The 22,823-nt window shown below is 35.4% G+C and carries 23 protein-coding genes; 14 read left to right on the top strand and 9 right to left on the bottom strand.

Annotation, left to right across the window (positions count from 1 at the left end):
- Positions 1–42 precede the first annotated feature (42 nt).
- Positions 43–918: an ROK family protein gene (locus ACFVT8_RS18430; RefSeq protein ID WP_387084629.1), complete on the top strand. Its 876-nt coding sequence runs from the start codon at positions 43–45 to the stop codon at positions 916–918.
- Positions 919–1,239: 321 nt separating this feature from the next.
- Here ACFVT8_RS18430 and ACFVT8_RS18425 read toward each other — a convergent pair whose 3' ends face one another.
- A complete protein-coding gene (locus ACFVT8_RS18425) occupies positions 1,240–2,337 on the bottom strand; it encodes an ABC transporter ATP-binding protein (protein ID WP_387084627.1) in 1,098 nt (365 codons plus the stop codon).
- 84 nt (positions 2,338–2,421) lie between these two features.
- On the bottom strand, positions 2,422–3,327 hold the full coding sequence (locus ACFVT8_RS18420) for a PucR family transcriptional regulator (protein WP_387084625.1): 906 nt from the start codon (positions 3,325–3,327) through the stop codon (positions 2,422–2,424).
- A gap of 381 nt (positions 3,328–3,708) precedes the next feature.
- Between ACFVT8_RS18420 and ACFVT8_RS18415 the strand changes: the two genes are divergently transcribed.
- The 3 genes from ACFVT8_RS18415 to ACFVT8_RS18405 all read left to right on the top strand — a co-directional run bounded on the left by ACFVT8_RS18415 (position 3,709) and on the right by ACFVT8_RS18405 (position 7,010).
- Positions 3,709–4,416: a class I SAM-dependent methyltransferase gene (locus tag ACFVT8_RS18415; RefSeq protein ID WP_387084623.1), complete on the top strand. Its 708-nt coding sequence runs from the start codon at positions 3,709–3,711 to the stop codon at positions 4,414–4,416.
- A 235-nt stretch (positions 4,417–4,651) separates the two neighbouring features.
- Complete coding sequence (gene pdxR / locus ACFVT8_RS18410; protein ID WP_387084621.1) at positions 4,652–6,100, top strand: MocR-like pyridoxine biosynthesis transcription factor PdxR; 1,449 nt, start codon at positions 4,652–4,654, stop codon at positions 6,098–6,100.
- Positions 6,101–6,104: 4 nt separating this feature from the next.
- Positions 6,105–7,010 (top strand): D-alanine--D-alanine ligase, encoded by a 906-nt coding sequence (locus ACFVT8_RS18405; protein WP_387084619.1) that lies wholly within the window; start codon positions 6,105–6,107, stop codon positions 7,008–7,010.
- A gap of 301 nt (positions 7,011–7,311) precedes the next feature.
- Here ACFVT8_RS18405 and ACFVT8_RS18400 read toward each other — a convergent pair whose 3' ends face one another.
- Positions 7,312–8,151, bottom strand: coding sequence for a YitT family protein (locus ACFVT8_RS18400; RefSeq protein ID WP_387084617.1), 840 nt, complete (start codon positions 8,149–8,151; stop codon positions 7,312–7,314).
- Positions 8,152–8,475: 324 nt separating this feature from the next.
- Between ACFVT8_RS18400 and ACFVT8_RS18395 the strand changes: the two genes are divergently transcribed.
- From ACFVT8_RS18395 to ACFVT8_RS18385, 3 genes are all read left to right on the top strand, one after another.
- On the top strand, positions 8,476–9,114 hold the full coding sequence (locus ACFVT8_RS18395) for a DUF2975 domain-containing protein (RefSeq protein ID WP_387084615.1): 639 nt from the start codon (positions 8,476–8,478) through the stop codon (positions 9,112–9,114).
- Positions 9,115–9,126: 12 nt separating this feature from the next.
- Positions 9,127–9,348: a helix-turn-helix domain-containing protein gene (locus ACFVT8_RS18390; protein WP_082337327.1), complete on the top strand. Its 222-nt coding sequence runs from the start codon at positions 9,127–9,129 to the stop codon at positions 9,346–9,348.
- Positions 9,349–9,500: 152 nt separating this feature from the next.
- A complete protein-coding gene (locus tag ACFVT8_RS18385; RefSeq protein ID WP_387084613.1) occupies positions 9,501–10,064 on the top strand; it encodes a cupin domain-containing protein in 564 nt (187 codons plus the stop codon).
- 64 nt (positions 10,065–10,128) lie between these two features.
- Here ACFVT8_RS18385 and ACFVT8_RS18380 read toward each other — a convergent pair whose 3' ends face one another.
- From ACFVT8_RS18380 to ACFVT8_RS18370, 3 genes are read right to left on the bottom strand one after another with little or no spacing between them, the layout of a single operon-like run.
- On the bottom strand, positions 10,129–11,604 hold the full coding sequence (locus tag ACFVT8_RS18380; protein ID WP_387084611.1) for a serine hydrolase domain-containing protein: 1,476 nt from the start codon (positions 11,602–11,604) through the stop codon (positions 10,129–10,131).
- 7 nt (positions 11,605–11,611) lie between these two features.
- On the bottom strand, positions 11,612–12,109 hold the full coding sequence (locus ACFVT8_RS18375) for a hypothetical protein (protein ID WP_387084609.1): 498 nt from the start codon (positions 12,107–12,109) through the stop codon (positions 11,612–11,614).
- The gene (locus ACFVT8_RS18370; protein ID WP_387084607.1) at positions 12,106–12,447 is read right to left on the bottom strand and encodes a PadR family transcriptional regulator; all 342 of its coding nucleotides are present in this window, start codon (positions 12,445–12,447) and stop codon (positions 12,106–12,108) included. Before ACFVT8_RS18370 ends, ACFVT8_RS18375 begins: the two co-directional genes overlap by 4 nt.
- 327 nt (positions 12,448–12,774) lie before the next feature.
- Between ACFVT8_RS18370 and ACFVT8_RS18365 the strand changes: the two genes are divergently transcribed.
- The 5 genes from ACFVT8_RS18365 (at position 12,775) to ACFVT8_RS18345 (ending at position 16,284) form a co-directional block, all read left to right on the top strand.
- On the top strand, positions 12,775–13,299 hold the full coding sequence (locus ACFVT8_RS18365; RefSeq protein ID WP_387084605.1) for a GNAT family N-acetyltransferase: 525 nt from the start codon (positions 12,775–12,777) through the stop codon (positions 13,297–13,299).
- 28 nt (positions 13,300–13,327) lie between these two features.
- The gene (locus ACFVT8_RS18360; RefSeq protein WP_387084603.1) at positions 13,328–13,693 is read left to right on the top strand and encodes a YunG family protein; all 366 of its coding nucleotides are present in this window, start codon (positions 13,328–13,330) and stop codon (positions 13,691–13,693) included.
- 355 nt (positions 13,694–14,048) lie between these two features.
- Positions 14,049–14,642 (top strand): NADPH-dependent FMN reductase, encoded by a 594-nt coding sequence (locus tag ACFVT8_RS18355; RefSeq protein WP_387084601.1) that lies wholly within the window; start codon positions 14,049–14,051, stop codon positions 14,640–14,642.
- Between the two features lie 80 nt (positions 14,643–14,722).
- Positions 14,723–15,661, top strand: a complete 939-nt coding sequence (locus tag ACFVT8_RS18350; RefSeq protein ID WP_387084599.1) for a ring-cleaving dioxygenase — start codon at positions 14,723–14,725, stop codon at positions 15,659–15,661.
- Between the two features lie 14 nt (positions 15,662–15,675).
- Positions 15,676–16,284, top strand: coding sequence for a flavin reductase family protein (locus tag ACFVT8_RS18345; protein WP_387084597.1), 609 nt, complete (start codon positions 15,676–15,678; stop codon positions 16,282–16,284).
- Between the two features lie 46 nt (positions 16,285–16,330).
- On the opposite strand, the gene ACFVT8_RS18340 is transcribed toward ACFVT8_RS18345, so the two are convergent.
- Positions 16,331–17,266, bottom strand: a complete 936-nt coding sequence (locus ACFVT8_RS18340; RefSeq protein ID WP_387084595.1) for an aldo/keto reductase — start codon at positions 17,264–17,266, stop codon at positions 16,331–16,333.
- Between the two features lie 144 nt (positions 17,267–17,410).
- The gene (locus ACFVT8_RS18335) at positions 17,411–18,163 is read right to left on the bottom strand and encodes an IclR family transcriptional regulator (protein ID WP_387084593.1); all 753 of its coding nucleotides are present in this window, start codon (positions 18,161–18,163) and stop codon (positions 17,411–17,413) included.
- A gap of 263 nt (positions 18,164–18,426) precedes the next feature.
- Between ACFVT8_RS18335 and ACFVT8_RS18330 the strand changes: the two genes are divergently transcribed.
- A complete protein-coding gene (locus ACFVT8_RS18330) occupies positions 18,427–19,860 on the top strand; it encodes an alpha/beta hydrolase family protein (RefSeq protein ID WP_387084591.1) in 1,434 nt (477 codons plus the stop codon).
- 46 nt (positions 19,861–19,906) lie between these two features.
- On the opposite strand, the gene ACFVT8_RS18325 is transcribed toward ACFVT8_RS18330, so the two are convergent.
- Positions 19,907–20,863 carry a MerR family transcriptional regulator gene (locus ACFVT8_RS18325; protein ID WP_387084589.1) on the bottom strand — a complete coding sequence of 319 codons (957 nt, stop codon included), beginning with the start codon at positions 20,861–20,863 and terminating at the stop codon, positions 19,907–19,909.
- Positions 20,864–21,298: 435 nt separating this feature from the next.
- On the opposite strand from ACFVT8_RS18325, the gene ACFVT8_RS18320 reads away from it, so the two are divergent.
- Positions 21,299–22,699, top strand: a complete 1,401-nt coding sequence (locus ACFVT8_RS18320) for an amino acid permease (RefSeq protein ID WP_387084587.1) — start codon at positions 21,299–21,301, stop codon at positions 22,697–22,699.
- Positions 22,700–22,823 lie beyond the last annotated feature (124 nt).

The following is a 22,823-nucleotide window of genomic DNA, read 5'->3' as shown; positions in this document are numbered from 1 at the left end:
TACTGGTAGTTAATGCGGGATAAGAAAATTGGCGGTGAAAAAATGAGTTACATTTTAGCAGCAGACGTAGGTGGAACAAAATTAGCAGCGGCTTTGTTCGATATAAATCAGCAATTATTGAGCACGAAAGAAGTGGCTAGTGATAAAACAAATCGAGAAGCTTTATTTGCCTGTTTGATTGATAGCTTTGCGCAGCTATGTGCAGAAAAGGAAATTACTTTTAATGAAATTTCAAAGGTATGTATTGGTGTGCCTGGTATCGTTGATATTGAAAAAGGTATCGCGGTTTATCAAAATAATATACCTTGGGAGAAATTCCCTGTTTGTACGCGTTTAACTGAAGTATTCCCGCATGCTCATATTAAAATGGACAACGATGTTTATATAGCAACATGGGGAGAATATCGAGCTAGAGAATTCTCCAAAGAAACGATGGTATATGTTACATTAAGCACCGGTATTTCTTGCTGTACGGTTGTCAATGGTGAATTTATAAGGGGGACAGGATTAGCTGGTGAAATTGGCTTTAGTATTGTCGATAAAGACGGAACTACACTAGAAGAAAGTGTAGCTGGCCCAGCAATCGAAAAATTAGGGAGAAAGCTACTCGGTGATTCTGAAATATCATTGAAGGATATTATGGAACTTTATTATAATGGGGATTCTGTCGTCAATAAGATTTTGGAGCCATTAGTCCAATCCGTAGAGAAACAGTTGCAGCAAATCATTTTGCTGCTTGATCCACATTGTATCGTTTTAGGAGGAGGCTTTTTTAATCATCATCCTAAAATCATTGACTATATTAAAGAAGCGATTAAGCAGAGCTTTGTAGGGACACCTTTTGCAGGGAAGGAACAAATCATTGAAAGCAGTATTCATAAAGGTGAAGCGGGTCTTTACGGAGCAGCGATAAAATAACAATATGCAGTAAACAAATGAACGTTTGTTTGCTGCATTTTTCTATTAATAATTTTAAAGGATACGAAGGTGTAATTTACGCAGGTTTCCACAGGACGGGAAGCGGATTAATCAATTAAGCCTCGGTATAATTGCGTCCGGAATCGGCTTTGTGCATAGGCCTGCAGATGTTTTTTGCGCGAAAGCGAAGCGTCAGCAGCAGATGTTTTTTGTGCGAAAGCGAAGCGTCGGCAGCAACATGAGGGCCGTCACGATGCAGGTCAGTTAGCCGTTATCGTATGGATGCGATAACGGCTATGATATCTGCCTGATGCTTTAACCTTAACGAATGCGCTTCTCTGTTTCTAGGTCGAAGAAATGAACGCGTGACATGTCAAATAGTAGATGTGCGACCTGACCTTGTGTAATTTTTGTATCGGAGTTCACCCGTGCAATATAAGGCTGACCATTTAACTGCGCATGTAACATCAGCTCAGCACCTGTTAATTCTGATACTTCAATATTGGCGTCAACTGCTGTGAAGAACGGTTCAGGATTTACAGAAGATTTTTCATAAATATGCTCTGGTCGAATGCCAAGAAGCAGTTCTTTTTGTAAATAACCTCGTTCTTTTAATAATTTACTTTTTTCTGCTGGAATAGTTAGCGTAATATCATCAATTTGAATCCCGTTTTCTTGGAATACTCCTTTAAAGAAGTTCATTGATGGTGAGCCGATAAAGCCGCCAACAAATTTGTTCTCTGGTGTTCCATATACTTCTTCAGGTGTCCCGATTTGTTGAACTATACCATCCTTCATTACGACGAGACGAGTGGCCATTGTCATCGCTTCTGTCTGATCGTGTGTTACATAAATAGTAGTCGTTTTTAATCGTTGGTGAAGCTTTGTAATTTCAGCACGCATTTGTACGCGAAGCTTTGCATCTAAATTGGACAGAGGCTCGTCCATTAAGAAAATATTTGCATCGCGGACGATTGCTCGACCAAGTGCTACTCGTTGACGCTGCCCACCTGATAAAGCTTTCGGTTTGCGATCCAAATACTTTTCTAAATCGAGAATTGCAGCCGCATTGTGGACACGCTCTTTTATTTCCTGCTTAGAAAACTTGCGAAGCTTTAAGCCAAATGCCATATTATCGTATACTGTCATATGTGGATATAGTGCGTAGTTTTGGAAAACCATCGCGATATCTCGATCCTTAGAAGGTACATTGTTCATTTTCTTGCCATCTATTAAAAAATCACCAGACGAAATTTCCTCTAAGCCGGCAATCATTCGTAATGTTGTCGATTTCCCACAACCGGAAGGCCCAACAAGTGCAATAAACTCCCGATCTTGAATCGCTAAATTAAAGTCAGATACAGCTGTTACACCGCCATCATATGTTTTAATAATATTTTTAAGTATGATTTTTTCCATGTTTATAAGCCCCTTTGTTCGTTTTTTTTAGTGTATAAAAGTACAGGGGGAAACTAAATATTTAAATTGCATAATTTTCAGTCATTATTTTTGTGCATTTTGTAATTTTGATCGAAGAAAGCTAGCGATATAGACGAGTATAGCGCCGTCTAGATTTTTAGTAGAAATATTTGTTGTTTCTTGAAATTTTGCTAAACGGTAATTAAGCGTATTACGATGTATATGTAGTTTCTTTGATGTCAAAGAAATATTTAAACCATATTCGTAAAATGTCTTGGCTGTATCAAGCAACTCCATATCAGACTGCAAAGGTATTAAAACTTGTTCTTCTATAAATTTCAATATGGAAGCAGGCATTTGTTGCGTTAATAAAATAGGGAATATCGTTTCAAATGAATAAAATTGTTCAGCATTTTTATAATGTAAGCATTCCTCAAACCATTGAGCTTCTCGTTGGAACTTACTTGAGAATTGCTTATTTATTTCATAAGCTTCGCCTTGATACAAGTGGATTTGAACGAAAAAATCTGTTTCAATTGTGCGAATAAGTGCAATAAAATCTTCCTTTTTATTAATCGAACTATCCATAGCCTCAATTAATAGAAAGCGATTTGTGGCAACCTGAAGTACTACCGTATCTTGCTGGAAAAAATTCAAAGTAGCTTCTTTTAATTCTTCAGCAGGAGGATTATCATTTAAAAAGAATAGCTGAATAACGCGAGCTTTGCTATATGGTAGCTTTGATGGAATGTCACCGTTCAAATATAAAAATTCATACCAAATTTCTGATGGTTGAGATACTGCTGAAGAAATCTCAGTATAAAAAACAGTGAGCCATTGGTAGTCACGCTGTGAAACTTCTTGCTTTGAAACAGAAAACCATTCATTTACTTGTTGATGGTAGAAATAATAAAAGTCATACATTAACTCAGTTGGCTTTGTTCGATAATGACGGTAAGTAGAAAACAATGCTTTGAGATTTAAGTTCAATAGATAACTCCCTCCTTTGATTTTCTGTAATCAAATATGACCTGCTTCCTGATAAGCAGACAGTAGAAATAATAAAAATATTTTAAGCGGTTTTAGCCCTGTATTCCAATGAGCTTAAGCCGTTTAGTCCTTCTTGGGAATGTTCTTATTTTTGTTGTTGATGTACGATACAGCCATTTACAATAAGCTGCACGAGATATACTAGCTATTTCAGTGTAACATTTTGTATTTCAATGAACATTAGGAAGTGTCAAAACTAATAGAAGGAGAGAAAGTTATCTATATTAGGAAGAAAGGTTGATAACATAATTGGATGATTATCCCATATAATAAAAAGATAGAATATTAAGTTTTTAAACAGATTCAAAATGGGGGCGTAAAATGCTAATCAAATCGAATGAACAATTGCTTGGAGTATTAGATAATTTATTACGTGAACCACAGGGATTTTGGGATGGATTTTATAATCAAACTTTTAAAAAGGTACCTTTTTTTGTTAATAAACCTGATGAAAATCTAGTAAGCTATTTTGAAAAAAAGGTGATTCAGCCAAATAGAGCTTTAGAGTTAGGTTGTGGCGCAGGACGAAATGCCATTTACTTAGCAAAACAAGGCTGTTCGGTTGTTGGTGTCGACTTATCGGATAAAGCATTGCAATGTGCGCAAAAAAGAGTTGATGAAGCAGACGTAAATGTAGATTTCATTTGTGCTAATATTTTTGAACTGAATCTACAAGAAGGGAGCTTTGATTTTATTTATGATTCAGGTTGTTTTCATCATATAGCACCTCATCGTCGTGTGACGTATATTGAATTGATCCATAAATTATTAAAGCCTAATGGTTACTTCGCTATATGCTCATTTGAGGAACATGGTCCATATGGTGGTTCAGCCATCTCAGATGAAGAAGTATATATAAAACGTAGCTTAGAAGGCGGATTAGGATATACCAAAAATCAACTAAAAGAAATATTTCGATCATTAGAAGAAATTGAAATACGGAAAATGATAGCCAAATCTGATGAAGATCAATATTTCGGTTTAGAAGGATTTTTAGTAGGTTTATTTAAAAAGAATCAATGTGGCTAGGTCCTTTCAATTATTCCCGGGAATATATACGCTTAAAAAAAGAGCTGATAGTAAAGGACTTTAAAATGTATTTTTATCCTCAATTATAATTAGCCTATAATAGGTGCAATTCTTCATTTTGAAGGGTTGCATTTTTTGTGAGCCAAACCATACCACTAGGGAGGGAAAATCCCTATACTGTGGACCTTTTGAGTCAGATACAGTTATGTAAAAATAAAACAAGGGGGTAAAGGAAGTGTTTAATGATTTTAAGCTTATCGATGATCGTCCGGTTTATATTCAATTAAAAGACTATTTAAAAGAAATGATTATGAAGGGGCACTTGCTGGAGCATCAGAAGCTTCCTTCTACCCGTGAACTTAGTAAATTATTATCGATCAGTAGAAATACAGTACTGAATGCATATGCAGATTTAGAGCAAGAGGGCATTATTTATGCAGTGAAAGGAAAAGGGAATTTTATAGGGAAAGTCGAAACGTTGAAAGCTTCATCTATCGAATTTAATTGGAAGGAGAGGCTTAATAACGTTACCTTGTTAGCTGATGAATTCGATTTAATGAAGCAAGATATTCATTGGGAAAAAGGCATGATTTCCTTCAATAGTGTTGCCCCCGAAGAAAAGCTTTTTGATGTTGAAAATTTTAAAAGAGCTTTTCTGACCCGGATGTCGCTTGAAGGAGATATCGTTTTGAATTATGGATACGCAAAGGGCTATAAACCTTTAATCGAGTACCTTCTTCACTATATGGAAATGAAGGGTGTAGATATCTCCAATAAGGATATTTTGATTACGAATGGCTTTACTGAGGGACTGGATATTTTATTATCTTCCTTAGCAAAAAAATCTGGACGTGTTATTTGCGAAAATCCTACTCATCATGCAGCATTAAAGCTTTTTCGCCTACATGGATTTGATATTCACGGAATTGATATGAAAGATGATGGTATCGATATTGAACAAGTTGAGAAAAGCTTATCGGAAAAGGAGTTTGATTTTGCCTACTTAATCCCGTCCTATCATAATCCGACAGGTATTGTTACATCCTCTGAAAAAAGAGCTGAAATTATAAGGCTTTTTTCACAATATCAAATTCCGATTGTGGAAGATGGCTTTAATGAGGAATTACGTTATTCAGGCTCACATATAGCACCGCTAATGACTTTTATCGGTGAAGGTAACAATGTTATATATATTAGTAGCTTTTCTAAAATTCTTTTTCCAGGCTTACGTGTTGGGTGGATATTAGCTGATAAGGAGCTCATCCACTGTCTGGAAAGTATGAAAAGAGCACGTACTATTCATACATCGACATTAGATCAGGCTGTGCTTTATCAATATTTACAGGATGGTTATTTTGAAAAATATTTAAAAAAGGCCAAGTTCGTATATAAGAAAAAATATGAACTAGCCCGTCAAGCTTGCAATCAATACATTCCTTTTAAAAGAATGACAGGGGATGGTGGACTTCATCTCTTTATTGAGCTAGAAGAAGCAATAGATGCCCGTACACTATTGAAGAAGTGCTATCAAAGGGGAGTTGTTTTTTATCCTGGTGATGTTTTTTACAGCAATGGCGAAGGCAGTAACACATTTCGCTTAGGATTTTCTCGGCTAAAAGAAGAGGATATTGTGCGTGGAATTAAGATTATTGGTGACACCTTGAAAAATGAAATGGGGAGTTGAACATATGAAAATTGGCGTTATTATGGGGGGCGTCTCCTCTGAAAAGCAAGTCTCTATCATGACAGGGGAAGAGATGATCGCTCATTTAGATAAGAGTAAATACGAAGTGGTAGCTATTAAACTCAATGAAGATAACACTTCAGAGCTTATGGAAAAGGTGAGAGATATTGATATTGCTTTATTAGCACTACATGGCAAGTTTGGAGAGGATGGAACGATTCAAGGTGTACTAGAGACTATGGGCATTCCATATACAGGTAGTGGTATACTTTCAAGCAGTATTTGTATGGATAAAAATATTTCGAAAAAAATTCTACGTTATGAAGGCATTGAAACACCAGATTGGCTCTATCTTTCGAATATCAACGAGCTAAAGTTCGATGAATTAGACAAAATGGGGTATCCGTTAGTAGTTAAACCTAATTCGGGTGGCTCCAGTGTAGGGGTAAAAATAGTTTATGATAAAAATTCTTTACTCACTTCGGTTGAGGAAGTATTCAAATGGGATCCTGAAATCATTATTGAAAAATATATAGAAGGTGAAGAAATAACATGCTCCATTTTGAACGGGGAGCTATTACCGATTATTTCAATTCGCCATACAGCACAGTTCTTTGACTATAAAGCAAAATATGAGGATGCCGCTACGATAGAGGAAGTTGTAGAACTTCCACCTGCCATACATGAACGTGTTGCTGAAGCCGCAAAAGCCTGCTATAGCGCATTAAAATGTAGTGTTTATGCCAGAATCGATATGATGCTCAAGGATGGAATCCCATATGTCATGGAGGTTAACACATTGCCAGGGATGACAAAAAACAGCTTACTCCCAAAAAGCGCATCCTCGGCAGGAATTACTTATACTCAACTTTTAAATAAGATTATTGAGATTTCCTTACAGGTTGAATAATAAAGGCTTCATCGCTGAAATTTTAGTGCATTTGTAAAACGTATACTATGTATACAAGTTGATTGGAGTGGAGACTGGGCGACTCCTTGGGGAACAGCGTCACAGAAAGACCCTGCAGCGACAGCAACAACAACAACAAAGTGCCTGTCGGAACGGAAATCAACCACACATTATGGTGTTAATCCAAAGTGGATAAGTAGGAGTCTAAAAATAGTAGTTCAATGAAAAAAAACACCTTTATGTGATAAGGGATTAACCCCATTTTCAACAAAAGGTGTTTTCTCAGTTTAGATAAGCCTTTTTAAGCCTTAGACAATTCAATAAATCCATGTCCAAAAACATCTCGTACATCATGAATAGCAATAAAAGCATCCGGATCTATTTCTTTGACGATTTTCTTTAGTTTTACAACTTCCTGTTTACTAATGACGATATACAGAATTTCTTTTTGTTCTTTCGTATAATAGCCATGGCCAGATAGAACCGTCACTCCTCGATTCATAAAACCATTTACATGACTGGCAATCTCTTCTGGCTTTCTCGAAATAATCGTAACTGCCTTTTTCGGGTTTACACCTTCAATAACAAACTCCATCACCTTTGTTCCAACATAAAGCATAATGACAGTAAGCATTAATGCTTCTGCTCCGATAATAAAGTAAGATGAAAAAGCAACAATTAAATCAAAGAACAATAAACCGTAACTAATACTCCAGCCTAAATATTTGTTCGTCATTCTAGCTAAGATTGTTGAACCTGCTGTTGTTCCACCGACTCTTATAATTAAGCCTATACCAACTCCAGCAAACACCCCGCCAAAAATAGCATTCACAATAATTTCATTTGAAGAAATCGACCACGATTCAGTTAAATGTAAAAACAGTGAATGGAGGGATACTGCGATAATCGTATAAATAGTTGTTTGCCTACTTAAAAACTTATAGCCAACTACTAATAAAGCTGCGTTTAGCGCAAAGCTCACGATACTTGGCGACCATCCAAACAAATAATAGGCGATGATTGTTAAACCTGTTACGCCGCCTTCACCTAAATCATTAGGTATAACAAATAAGTTTACTGCCAGTGCAAAAAGCAGCGCCCCAATTGTAATCATTAAAAAATCCATAATGAACTTCTTCATATTAAACACCACCAAAACAAATTGAGTTTTTCCTAAATACATACTATATCAAGTTCTAAACATTTTATATACTTTTTGGAATGTTCGTTTAAGATAAATCTATACTTGTTAGTATGTCCTTTATTAGAGAAAAGTCGAATTGAAAAAATAATTCATAAAGCTGCTATTAAATAGATATGTGGAATCATGCTGAAATCAGCTTATAATATATACTATATCCGAAACTTAAAGTTAATAAAAAAGTAATATTTAAATAGGGGTGTGAAATAATTGGGGGAAGGAATATATATAAAGAACAAACAATAAGGGGTGTTAGAAGTAGTTATGGATCAATCGTTAGCAATTCGTAATATTAAAATGAGTTTGAGAATATTAAATGTATTATTAATATCTACTATAGTAATTATTTCTTCGTTTATCTTTTTACTTTTTGGTTTATTCGTTGTAGCTTTAACAGTCTCTGGTGAGAAGATTAGTAAATTAGTTTTAGGTTCTAATATTGACATTTCTTTTAAATTTAATGGAATAACTGTTTTTTTAAATAAAGATATAATGAATAATTTTGTTTATGATAAAGGTGAAACAATCGTATTAATTTTACTCTTGATGATCTTCGCTGTGATTTTTATGTCAATTTTCATTTTACTATGGAAATTTGTTAAATCAGTGATTGTTGGGGATGTATTTACTCTTAGAAATAGTAAAAGAATAGAGTTAGTGGGGTATAGTTTATTAATTTTAAGTTTTTTAAGTAATACGGTTCAAGCATACTTAATTTCAACAGTATTACATATGTTTTTAAACAATAATGAATTAGACAATATTGAATGGATTCAATCCGTTTCTTTTAGATTTTTTGATATAAATTGGAGCATACTGTTATGTAGTTTTATTGTTTGGACAATTGGTAGGATATTTAGATATGGCTCTTTTTTACAGGAAGAGTATGATGCAACAGTATAGGAAGTGAAAAAATTGGCGATTATCGTAAGATTGGATCGTGTATTAGCTGATAGAAAAATGCAATTAAGTGAGCTTGCCGAAGCGGTAGATATATCGATTGTCAATTTATCGAATTTAAAAACGGGAAAGGTAAAGGCAATACGTTTTTCCACGTTAAATGCAATTTGTAAAGTATTGCATTGCCAACCTGGGGATATTTTAGAGTATGCTGAGGATGAGGATACCTTTGAGTAAAAAAATTATATTGTTTTTTCTTAAATGACTTCAGTATTTTACTGAGGTTTTTTAGATTTTGTAAGTTGTAGTATAGGATGAAAATGTGTATACGTACAATTCTTGAACAAGTTGCATAGGATAACCTTATAATGTGTGAGGGGATTGAGAAAATGTACTACATTCCTTATTACGGAAACATGCCTATGTATAACTATGGAGATCAGCTAGTTTATTGGACACCTCCTTATCAGACGGGGTATGCAAACAGAGCTGCACCTTCTCGTTTTTCCAATGGTGAAAGTATTGTATTAAAAGATTATGGAGCTCAGCCACTTGTCATCAATCTTGAAAGTGCAGCAAAGCAAAATGATACTTATCGTACGGCACTGTGGACGGGGAAAAATTTGCAGATTACGTTAATGAGTATTAATGTTGGTGAGGATATCGGTTTGGAAATACACCCAAATGTTGATCAATTTATATATATTGAACAGGGTGAGGGATTTGCTCAAATGGGCCATAGTAAAAACAATTTAAACTATGAAAGAAAGGTCTACGAAAATTATGCCGTAGTAGTGCCTGCTGGAACATGGCATAACGTCACAAATACAGGGAGTAAACCACTAAAGCTTTATTCGATATACGCTCCTCCAAACCACCCATTCGGTACAGTACATGTCACTAAAGCAGATGCTGTGGCCTCTGAAGCAGGCTACGGTCAAGGCAATGAATGATCAATTTTAGATTTGAAGCTTTTTCTTTGATAATACAAGCATAACTACAAAAGACAACTCCTACTTAGAGAAGTTGTCTTTTTTGTCGTCGTTTACATGCAATATATATAGATAATAAGCCATTCAATGTTAAAAAAGTAACCAGTGTTATGGCCAAAAATGCAATATCGGGAGCAAAATATCTAATAGTGTGCCAAGGTGTTCCTGTATTATAGCTTAATAATGGAATGGAGATAATGGCCAATACTAAAAGAATAAAACCGAATATACCCAACACGCCTCTTTTGTTCCCATTTTTAGCTTTAACTTTTATTAGAAGATAAATAAACATCACAAAAAGTAAACATAATATAGCGATTGTTATGACTTGAGATGTAGGTTTATATTTAGGCGCATTAACGGGCTCTTTTCCATTTAAAATGTTGATAATCCCTTCTTTCAAGTAAAGAAGTGACTTTTCCTCTAATATATGACTTTTATTAGTGAGAATTACCCCGCCCCAATCGGTTTCTGGTAGATAAAATACTTCTGAGCGTGCGTCAGGATTTGAACCAGAATGCCATATCATTTCTTCTTTAGATTCTGGATATGAGATTCGTACACCAAGGCCGTAATATCGATATTGACTAGTTTGAACAAACGGCGATATATAAAGGTTCAACGCATTTTTACTTAAAAAATTGTTATGTTCATGGTGACTAAGAAGTTTAATGTACTGCACCAAATCTGATGCGCTTGCAGTTATATATCCATATGGTGTCCCACCATTATCATAATTGACTGAGCTTTTGACAGGGTGACCAAGCCATGATTGATAACCAGATAAGTATCCTTTTTCATAGGCCATGCTACTATTAGCGGCTGCATTTTTCATCCCTAATGGAGAAAAAACTTGTTCCTCCATATATTCAGAAAATGGTTGTTTGGTAACCTCTTCGATAAGAGCTCCAAGAATAGAGAAGTTAGCATTACTATATTGATGTTTTTCTCCAGGAGCAGCAGTCAGCTTCACGTTCGATAAACTTTCTACATTTTCCTTTATAGCACTCAAATCATTAGATTCCTTGTCCGATATAGCTAAGCCAGAATAAGTGCTTATCCCACTTGTTTGCGTAAGTAAATGTTTAATCGTTATTTGAGAAGCGGCTTGTTTGTCTTTTAGGGTAAACCATGGCATATACTTTTGAACTGGATCATCTAATTGAATAATGCCTGCATCAACAAGTCTCATGATGGCTAAGCCCGTTAGTGATTTACTAATAGAGCCGACTACAAATGGAGTTTCAGCAGTTACCTTTTCTCCGGACTCTCCCGTTACGCCCCACGATTTAGAATAAAAGATATCATTTTTATGAACAATAGCAATTGATGCCCCTGGAATTCGCTGCTCTTCTAAAAAGTTTTCAACATACTTATCTATCGTACTCTTAACGTCTTGTTCTGCGGATTCTACGGAGATTTGTGAGACTGGTTGAAATAGATAGAAAGGAATTAATAATAAACAAACTAATATAGTTTTATATATTGGTTTTTTCGTCATTGTTATTTCACCTATTTCCTCCGAAAATTTTTATTGCAAGTATAGATATTAACGAGGAAGTGGAGATACTAATTAAAATTAGCGATAAATTCCACCAAGCAACATCAGAAATCTGATAAACAATATTATAATCGAATGTTGCAATAGTTTTTTGTGGATTAAAGGAATCCGTCAAAAACATTGATAGTATTAGCTGACAAGCAAGATAGGCAATAATAAAAGTACAAAACCCAATAACTAATGATATCCCAGGTCGAGTTTTCCGCATTTGTTTTATTTCTGAATGAAGATCTATACCTTTAATCTCTAAAAAATCTTTAATAAATGTCGCAGTATCTCCCAGATCTTTTATACTATCAATTCCATTATCACGAGATTCTTGAATATGCTCTAAAAGCTGTTGTTTTATATTCTTTCTTTCTTTTGAGCTAATACGATACTGTTTTAACTCCTCTAGAACTTCGGTTAAATATTGTTTTTCTGCTAAATTCAATTCCATACTCATTCAAAAAGTTCTCCTTTCAGACCGCTTTGAAGTAGGGATTTTATATCTTGTTGCAACTCCAACCATTCATTGATTTTTTTTTGAAGATAAACTTCTCCTTTTTCATTGATTTCATAATAAACTCTGACTTTCCCGTTGTCTGTCATTTCACGGTAAGTATCTACCCATTCTTGATCTTTTAACTTAGTCAAGATTGGATAAATGCTTCCTACTCCCTTCAATTTTAAATTGTGTTTTTCTAACTCCTTCATAATTTCATAGCCGTAACTTTTTTTCTTTGACAATATAGACAATACGCACATTTCTAAATGACCTTTTATTAAACTTGTTCTATCCATAGGATAAATTTAACAAAAATATATACTTCTTTCAAGTATATATTTTTGTTGTGAATACTTTCGAGAGGTAATGTTGAAATATTCGAATACATATACTTCATGATGACCTACACATTAAATCCTATAGAAGAAATGTGAAAATTATGCCAATACCTTTTGCACATCCTAACAGCACTTGTTAAAGTAGAGTTAGTAGAATCTAGGGTTCAGTAGGGGGTATATAATATTATTTCTAAGTGAGCATTCCCAGGAAAGCGCCTAATGGAACGGAATTTCAACTCTACGTTTGGTGATGCGTTCATTATTATTCATTGGGGGATAATATAAATGGAATATAAACTATTAGGAAATGAAATTGAAGATTTAGTGGAATTATTAACTCAAAACAAGTGGGTTTATCACACCGACCAAAATTTAAAAGAGGAATCCGTTCGAAAAGTATATGCAGAAGGATACTATCACAATGATCGCGAAACGCATTGGATAATTGATAATGAAGAAAAGGTCGGAATTATTATCATTCATGACATAAGTGATACGATCCCATTATTCGATATCCGTTTAGATACACGTTTAAGAGGAAAGGGATACGGAGTAAAAACCCTCCTTTGGTTACAAGATTACCTGTTTGGAGAAAAAGGCAAGATTCGTATCGAAGGTTATACGAGAGTTGATAATATCGGAATGAGAAAATGTTTTGCGAAAGCTGGTTTTGTAAAAGAGGGCTATTTAAGAAATGCTTGGGAAAACGCAGATGGAACTGTAACAGATAGTATCGTTTATGGAGCAATCAAAGATGATTGGATTTTAGGGAGAACAACGCCTATTAAAATCGATGACATACCATATTAAAACTATAGGTAGAAAAGGACGTTGAGGAATGTATACAGAAAATGATCTGTTAAAAGCTATAAAAAAATCCTGGTCCGTTCAATCTAGCTCAAAACGGGCTTTAGATAATCCTGCAAAAGGGCAATGCGGAGCCACTGCATTAGTTGTAAATGATATTCTCGGAGGCAAAATATATAAAACGTGGCTTGATGAAGGCTGGCATTTTTATAATATTCTCAATGGGGAAAGAAAGGATTTTTCACAAGAACAGTTTTCGTACAACCTCGAATATCAGAATGTTCAATCAAACAGGGAAGAGGCTTTTCAAGATACGAACGATATTCAATATAGCTATCTGAAATCACGGGTTTATGAGAATGCTAGGGAGTTAAAGGCAGAGATGTTGTTATCATAACATTGCTCAACTGTAGTTATCTCTTTTATGGTGTTAATCATGAGACCCTAACATTCATTTTATTAGGAGCGTCGGAACCATCTCGTTATGGTGAGGTTTGTCTTAGATGAAAATAACCTTTGTTTTTTGATACGCATTATTTGATATTTATCCTTTTGTTTACAAGCTGAAGCGGAGATGTTGCTACGATAACATCTTTGCTTTTTTAAAAATATTAAACAAACTTGTTGACGTAAATTAAACTATCATGTTATTATTATCTCGAATTCAAGATAAATAAATTCAAGATAAATGAATTCGAACCTTTTAATCCATATAGAAAAGTTTTACTTTTCATCATAAGGAGGTAATCGTAATGGGTTTTTTAAATAAATTATTTGCTTCAAAAAAAGAGGAGGAAAAAACAATGGCAGAATTAAATATCGGAATTATTATCGGATCAACACGTGAAGGTCGTGTAAGTCCACAAGTAGCACAATGGGTAAAAGAAATCGCAGATCAACGAGGAGATGCTAATTATACAATTATTGATATTGCTGATTATAAATTACCTTTACTAGGTGAACCAGGGCAAGACGCTTCAGGTGCTCAAGCTTGGTCAGAAATCGTTGCAAAACAGGATGGATTTGTATTTATCGTTCAAGAGTACAATCACTCTATTACAGGTGCTCTAAAAAATGCTCTAGATTATTTACGTGAAGAATGGAATAACAAAGCTGCAGGTATTGTTTCTTATGGTTCTGTAGGTGGTGCACGAGCAGCTGAACATTTACGTGGTATTATGGGTGAGCTATTAATTGCAGATGTACGTGTACATCCAGCATTGTCACTATTCACAGACTTTGAAAATGGTACTGACTTTAAACCAAAAGCAGTGCAATCAGATTCAGTGAACCAAATGCTAGACCAATTAATCCCTTGGTCAAAAGCTTTATATACAATTCGTTAATAATGTTCAAAGATTGAGGTAGAACGGTATTGGGTAAAGTAAAGGTGAAAAATACATTTATCATGAAAGGGATTGTTAACATGAAAAAACATACTGCGGGTATTCACCATATCACAGCCATTGTAGGTCATCCACAAGAAAATATTGATTTTTACGCTGGTGTTTTAGGCTTACGTTTAGTTAAACAAACAGTAAACTTCGATGACCCAGGCACATATCATCTTTACTTTGGTAACAAAGGTGGTAAACCGGGTACAATTATTACATTTTTCCCATGGGCAAATGCTTATCAAGGTCGCATTGGTGATGGTCAAGTTGGTGTAACTACTTATGTTGTACCAGAGGGAGCGCTATCTTTTTGGGTTAATCGCCTTGCAAAATTCTCTATACCATTCCAAAAAGTAGAACGCTTTGGTGAACAAGTAATAAAATTTGATGATCCACATGGACTTCATATTGAATTAGTTGCACGTGCAGAAGGGGAACTAAATGATTGGACATTTGGTGAAGTAACTCCTGAGGTTGCGATTAAAGGATTTGGCGGTGCAACACTGTATTCAAGTCATCCTGAAGAAACAGCAAAAGTTTTAACTGAAGTCATGGGGCTTGAGAAAGTAGCAACGGAAGGCGAGTATACTCGTTACAAATCCAGCGCAGATATTGGCAATACAGTAGATTTAAAAGTTGTGCCAGGTATGCGTGGTCAAATGGGCGTCGGAACAGTTCATCATATTGCCTGGAGAGCTCAGGATAATGCGGATCACCTAGAATGGCAAGAGTATGTAATGAATCATGGACAACATGTAACCGAAGTGAAAGATCGTAATTATTTTAATGCGATTTATTTCCGTGAACCTGGTGAGATTTTATTTGAAATTGCGACAGATCCACCTGGATTCGCTCATGATGAAACACCTGAAACAATGGGTAGCCAATTAATGTTACCAGCTCAATACGAACAGCATCGTGAACAATTAGAAAGAACATTAATTCCGATTGAAGTGCGTGTGCTTGATTAAGGAGGATGAGTCGTTTGATATCGATTGATCCTACAAAAAATACTGAGCGTGAAAACTATAAATTATTAATTGGCAGTATTATTCCAAGACCAATTGCTTTTGTTACGACAAAGTCAGAGCAAGGAGTCATCAATGGCGCACCTTTTAGTTTCTTTAATATTGTATCATCGAATCCACCGATGATTTCTCTGGCTATTCAAAGACCACAGGGGCGCTTAAAAGATACCGCTCGACATATTCATCATCAGCAACAATTTGTTGTGCATATTGTAGATGAGGATAATGTTAAACAGGTGAATGAAACGGCAGCTTCATTACCTGTAACTGAAAGTGAAATTGATCGCGCACAATTTAAATTAATCGATAGCCAACTGATATCTGTACCAGGTATTCAAGAGGCGAAAGTTCGAATGGAATGCCGTTTAGTACAATCGATTCCTTTGATGAATGGTGACGAACAGACAGGTGATTTGTTCATTGGTGAGGTTGTACAATTTCATATAGATGAAGTCATTTATAATGAAGGTCGTATTGACCCAAGGAAATTAAAAGCAGTTAGCAGACTAGCTGGCTCAAATTACTCAAAAATTGGAGAAATCTTTGCTTTAGAACGTCCTCAATAAAAAAATGCGAAAATGTTGATATAACAACATTTTCGCATTTTTTACTTTATTCTAAAATTCTTCCTATATTCACTAAATCTTCTTTAGTTAATAGGATATCTGTTGCTTTCACATTGGTAGCCACTTGGTTTTTATGTTTTCCGCCTGGGATAACTGCATCAATACCATCTTGAGCTAATAACCAAGCAAGCGCTAGATTTGGTAATGTCGTTTGTTTTTCCTCTGCAAGTCCTTTTAATCCATCTACTTTTAATAATGTTTGTTCAAATAATTCACCTTGGAATAAAGGATCCGAAATTCGCCAGTCTCCAGTGCTTAATTTAAAGTCTTTTGTATACTTGCCACCAAGTAGACCATATGCAAGTGGACCGTATGGAATAAATGAAATATCATTTTTTACACAATAAGGCAATAAATCTTGCTCTGCTGAACGGTTCAACATATTGTACGGAGATTGTAACACTGAAATATCATTGTGCACATTAGCTTCTATAAGTTGATCTAATGTAACGTTTGAAATGCCTATTGCTCGGATTTTTCCTTCTTCTTTTAAGCGTGATAATTCGCCAATCGACTCTGCAAGAGGGGTCTTGTTGTCTGGGAAGTGTAAATAGTAAAGGTCTACATGATCCATCTGTAGACGATTTAAGCTATTTTCAAGTGCACTTCGTAAATATTGCGGATTATTATTTGTTTTTACTGAACCATCCTCAAACCAATGTCTGCCGCCCTTTGTAGCTAAAACAAAATCTTCCTGGGAGTAATTTTTTAATACTTCGCCAACAATTTCTTCTGAACGCCCTTTTCCATAAATGTCTGCTGTATCAATAAAAGTTATCCCTAAGTCAAGTGCAGCTGAGACTAGCTCCTTCCCATCTTGTTCATTTAAGTTTTCAAATAAGTTATGTCCACCTACGGCATTTGTCCCGAGACCAATTTCGGAAATCTTGATATTAGTTTTTTTTAATGTATGAAATTTCATATTCCTACCTCCTCGTTGTTCTGTAAACAGAATAGAGTAAAAAAAATATTTTACCAACACACATCGTTAGAGTTTCATATATAGAAACAAATGCTTTTTAATTGCAAATAATGACCGAATGAAAAATTCTCTAAGACCTTAACATTATGCTAAAAGATAATGAATCTCCTCCGTTAATTGCTGACTTGCATCTTCTAATTTTTTTACAAATGACCGAATGGCTGTTTTCTTAATTTGATTCGTCGAACCGTGCAAAGCAATTGCCCCGATGACTTCTTCATTCACATAAATCGGAACTGCGATACAAATTTTGCCTAAATTCGTTTCTTCATTATCAACAGCATACCCTTGTGCTTTAATGACCTGTAAATGAGGAATCAATAGACCATAATCATAGAAGGTTTTGGTTGTAAATGTGTTAAGTTCAATACTATTTAATAGTTCACGTTGTTTTATAGGTGACAGATGAGCTAATACTACTTTTCCGAGTGCGCTTGAATGCATAGGTGTCCGAGTATCGATTGTATGATAAGCAGGCTGTTCAAAAGGCTCCCTAATCACATTTTTTATCACCATCTCACAATCTTCCAAAATACCAATGTAAGTAGTTATTTCTTCTTGGCGGGCCAATTTATATGGCGCCGCGAGAGACGTCCATTGGATATCTTTGTGCCAATATAAGTGCTCATCCCTAAAGATATGCGGATTTAATTGATAATACTTATTATATTTAATTACATAATTCATTTTTTCTAGCGTATAAAGCATGCGAAAAACGGATGTCTTATTCATTGATAGTTCTTCCATAATTTCAGTTAATGTAAGAGAATGCTTTTGACGTAATACATCTAAAATCAAAAGACCCTTTTTTAATGTCGATACCTCATAGGAATCCATTTTTCCTCTCCTAACTTCTCAAATAACTTATTATAGCCTATACAAAGACATGAAATACTCATAGTAACCATTCTTACTATTATAACGGTAATCTTTTATAACTTCTCAATCTTCAAATATAAACGATCTCAAATTTGCAAAGTAGTGGACAATTATAAAAAATGTCAGTGTTTTTTTGTATGAAGTGTTGATTCTCCTCTTACTGGAGGTAATATACTTTGATTTGAATCAGCAAGATCAAAAAAACAAGGAGGTTTTTCATTATGAGGTCTATTGAATTGTTTTATATCATCTTTAATATTGTTTTGCTAGGTTGGTTAGTCTTTGGTAGAAACAAGTCACGGCAAGGGGTGCTGATAGGTGGTGGTATGTCTATTCTATTTCTGCTTGTTCATGGGATCATAGAAGGTATACGTTGGCAAATGATTCCGACCTATTTAATGACATTATTTTTTATCGTTGTTGCTGTGAAAAGGCACTTTTTTAACTCAAAAGATCAAAAAGAACAACAATCAAATATGTGCAGATCACGCGTTGTTCTTAATTCAACATTAGCTGTAGTTTATTCTGCTGTAGCAGTTAGTCTGCCTATCGTGCTTCCGGTATTTACTTTTGAAAAGCCAGTGGGTCCGTACAAAATTGGAACAGTCACCTACGATTGGGTGGATACTCAAAGGGAAGAGACTCTTACACCGGAGCCTGATGACAAACGCGAATTAATGGTACAAATCTGGTATCCTGCTGATACGACTGCTAAAGGTAATACGGCTCCTTATATTTCCGATTCTGATGTTTTTGCAGAGGGATATAGTAAAATCCTGAATTTACCGAAGTTTTTATTTGCAAATTTTGGTTATGTCAAAACACATGCTATTGAGAACGCTGAGATTTCTAATCAGGAAACAACCTATCCGGTGCTCCTGTTCTCTCATGGTTTTAGTGGACATAAAAATCAGAACACTTTTCAAATTGAGCAATTAGTCAGCCAAGGCTATATCGTGGTAGGTATGGATCATACTTACAGTAGCACGACTTCAGTCTTTTCTGATGGTCGTGTAGCAAATTACGTGCCGCAAAAAACTGAATCAATTGCATATTTAGATAAAGCAAATGAAGGTTGGGTAGAAGATGCTAAATTTGTGCTGGATCAAGTGGAGCAGTTGGCCCAGAATGATCCTGAAAACCGTTTTACAGGTCGAATGGATATGGGGAATGTGGGTATGTTTGGTCATTCCTTTGGTGGAGCAACAAGCACCCAAATGCTAATGACAGATTCAAGAATAAAAGCAGCTCTTAATATGGACGGTGTTTTATATGGAAAACTCCGAGTTCCTGTGGATGGGCTGAAGAAGCCGTTTATGATGATGAGTGCCGATGACACAATCAGAGAGGCGAAGGAAACGGATGGTAAGGAGCTCATCGAGTTTGTAAAGGAAACTTTGCCACGGTACGAGTATGTAACTGTGGGGGGAAACTATTGGATGAAAATTAAAGATATGAAGCATATGGGCTTCTCCGATTTATACCTGTTTTCACCGCTTTATGAACGGATGGAAGGGGTCGACATCCATAAGGCATACCGATTAATTAACGATTATTCATTTGATTTTTTCGATCATTATTTGAAGCAACAGCCATTCAAACTATTGGAGCAAAATATAGGCGATCATCCAGAGTTTACGTTACTGAAAGGTTGACTACCAAAACGAATAGTTGAGGGTGTTTAGCCCTCGATTATTCGTTTTATGATTCTTCCATATGTTCAAGCCGCCATTCTATTCCTTGAAAAAGTAATTGATTGGCTTTTGAGAGTTGGTAATATTGTGGGCTTAGAATAGCACATAACGTTTCGCATCGTTCGAGTCGTTTGGTTTTGGTTAATTGAATATATTCTGTAAAGTAGCGGAAGTAATCTTCTTTATTGTCCAATTGGTGTGAGTTCGCATACAGCCTAGCAGTGTCGTCGATAATGGTCTGTACAATCGGACTGTTGGCAGGCAATTTTTGCTTCAGCGCCTTATTCAATCGATCATGGATGTTCTCAAGCTTTCTGACCAATGTTGTAGCATTATATTTTGACTGATGAACAATATTAAAGTACAGAAATTCAGTATTTTTCAAGTCTTTTATAAACTGAGGATCATTTATGAGCTCCTGTAATTCATGCCAAGTAGCTGTTTGTTTGGCGGAGCCTTTCACTTGATTAATAATATATTTATCAAAATAATAAAAAAGCGAATCTTTCCACTCTTTAGGAATGCCAATTAATAATTGGCATTCCTTCAGTTTTTTATCGATAAATTGTTTTTTATGTTTGGCATTTATTGTTCGTTCGTTTACTAAGTTATGAATATACTGCAATGAATCCCCGTCATGTTCCTTTGCTTGACGAAGAATCGATATCATATCCATAAGCGTAGTAACCTGTGTCTCCATCGATTCGATCTGCCAATCAAGTGTTTTATCAACTGATATTTCTTCAGATATCATTTTGCTTATTTCATCAATTCCGAAATCCAGATAACGCAGGTTTGTAATCATTTCAAGGCGCCATATATCTTCAGCTGTGTACAATCGATGTCCACCCTCAGTATAACTTGTAGGTTTCAGTAATCCAATTTCGTCATAGTAACGGACTGTCTTTATCGTGGATCCTATCATTTTAGCTGTTTCACCTATTGAATATTTTTTTTCTTCCAAATGATTACACCTCCTGATTGGATCACTTATATCTAACAATGATAAATAAACAAAAGTCATTATGCTAGTAAAGAATTTATTTCTCTTATTTTACGATAAACGGGAAATAGATTAATCCTTAAAAGGTCGAATGACATAAATTGCAGGAATCAATAACAACTATTGCATTAGGAGAGACCGAGAGAAAGGACTTATCAGGCAAGTAATGCTGATTATGGCACTAATTGAGGAATTGGACTTGCACAACTGTGAAGTTTAGCTTCTTCATTCAGCAACGTAATATAAGTGAACTATTAACTCGTTTTCTAGTAAAAAGGTAAATTGTTATAATAATCAAATTGTTGACTCAATTCGAAAATACGGATAATATACTGTTTATTGATAAAAATACATAAAAATGAAATTAATTTTCTTTTTGAAAGTGGAGTGGTTATTATGGCGAATTTTTTACGAAGAAAGTCAATCGAACAAGCCAATAAAATAACTGAAGTTGAACGTTTTAAACTAAAGCGTGAACTAGGATCGTTACAATTATTGCTTTATGTACTAGGGGCTACAATAGGAGCTGGAATTTTTGTATTGCCAGGAACTACAGCTGCTCTACATGCAGGTCCAGGTGTCGTTGTTTCTTTCTTAATTGGGGGTCTTGTAACAATTGCAGTTGGATTAGCCTATGTGGAATTTGCAGCGATGGCACCTGTCGCCGGGAGCGCTTATACCTATTCTTATATCGCGTTAGGTGAAATGATTGCTTGGATAATCGGTTGGGATTTATTATTGGAATTTATCGTTATTTCTAGTACAGTCGCAGTTGGCTGGAGTGGCTACGTCGATTCGTTTCTACAATCTGTCGGTATCCACTTACCAGGAGTTTTAACAAAGGATATTGCTCATGGGGGAATTGTGAATCTACCTGCAGTGGCTGGTTGGCTTATTGTAGCTTGGATTGCACTAAGCGGAATTAAAAATGTGGGCCGATCAAATATGCTATTTACAGCTGCAAAGGTTGGCGCGATTATTTTATTCCTTGCTATTGGAGCTTTTCACGTTGACCCTATAAACTGGACACCATTTACACCATTCGGCTGGAAAGGTGTAATGGCCGGAGCGGCATTAGTGTTCTTTGCCTTTACTGGATTTGACGGTGTAACAACTGTTCTGGAGGAAGTAAAAAATCCTCAAAAAACAATACCAAAAGCTTTAATTGGTGGTCTAAGTATACTAACGCTTATTTATGCATTTGTTGCACTAGTATTAACAGGTATTGTACCATCCCTTGAGTTGGATGTTCCAAATCCTACAGTATATGCATTAGAATCTGTTGGTATTCAATGGGGAGGTGCTATCATCGCAGTATCAGTTATTTTTGGATTGCTTGCTACGATGATTGCAAATACAACAAGTGCGACACGAGTGCTGTTTGCAATGAGCCGTGATGGACTTCTACCAGAACGTATTGCACAAACAAATAAAAAGACAGGAGTACCTGTATTATCAACTTTAATTGTTGTTGTAACAGGTATTCTCTTATCAGGATTTTTATCGATTGGAGAATTAGCGGAATTTGCTAATATCGGCGGTTTAACTGCTTTTGCTTTAACAACAGTTAGTGTCGTTGTTCTTCGCTATACACGACCAGATCAACCACGTGTATTCAAAGTACCTGCGCTATGGCTTGTAGCAACTGTAGGTGTGGGAGGATGTATTGTATTAATTTTTAGTCTGCCGTTATTTACTATAGTGCGCTTTTTAATTTGGTTAGCGATAGGTTTAGTAATTTATATAGGCTATGGATACAAGCATGCTAAAATAGGCTCTAAAAATGAAAATTTATAAATGAGATGAAGAGGCTGGACAAAACTAGTCGTCAAAACTTTAAAAAGTGCGAGAAATCAATTTTGAAAACGTTGATTTCTCGCACTTTTCTAATATAAAATTTCATTTTGAAAATATACTTATG

This window comes from Lysinibacillus sp. NPDC058147 (genome assembly GCF_042884205.1).
GTDB lineage: Bacteria > Bacillota > Bacilli > Bacillales_A > Planococcaceae > Lysinibacillus.
This window is presented reverse-complemented; position numbering and strand designations above follow the sequence as displayed.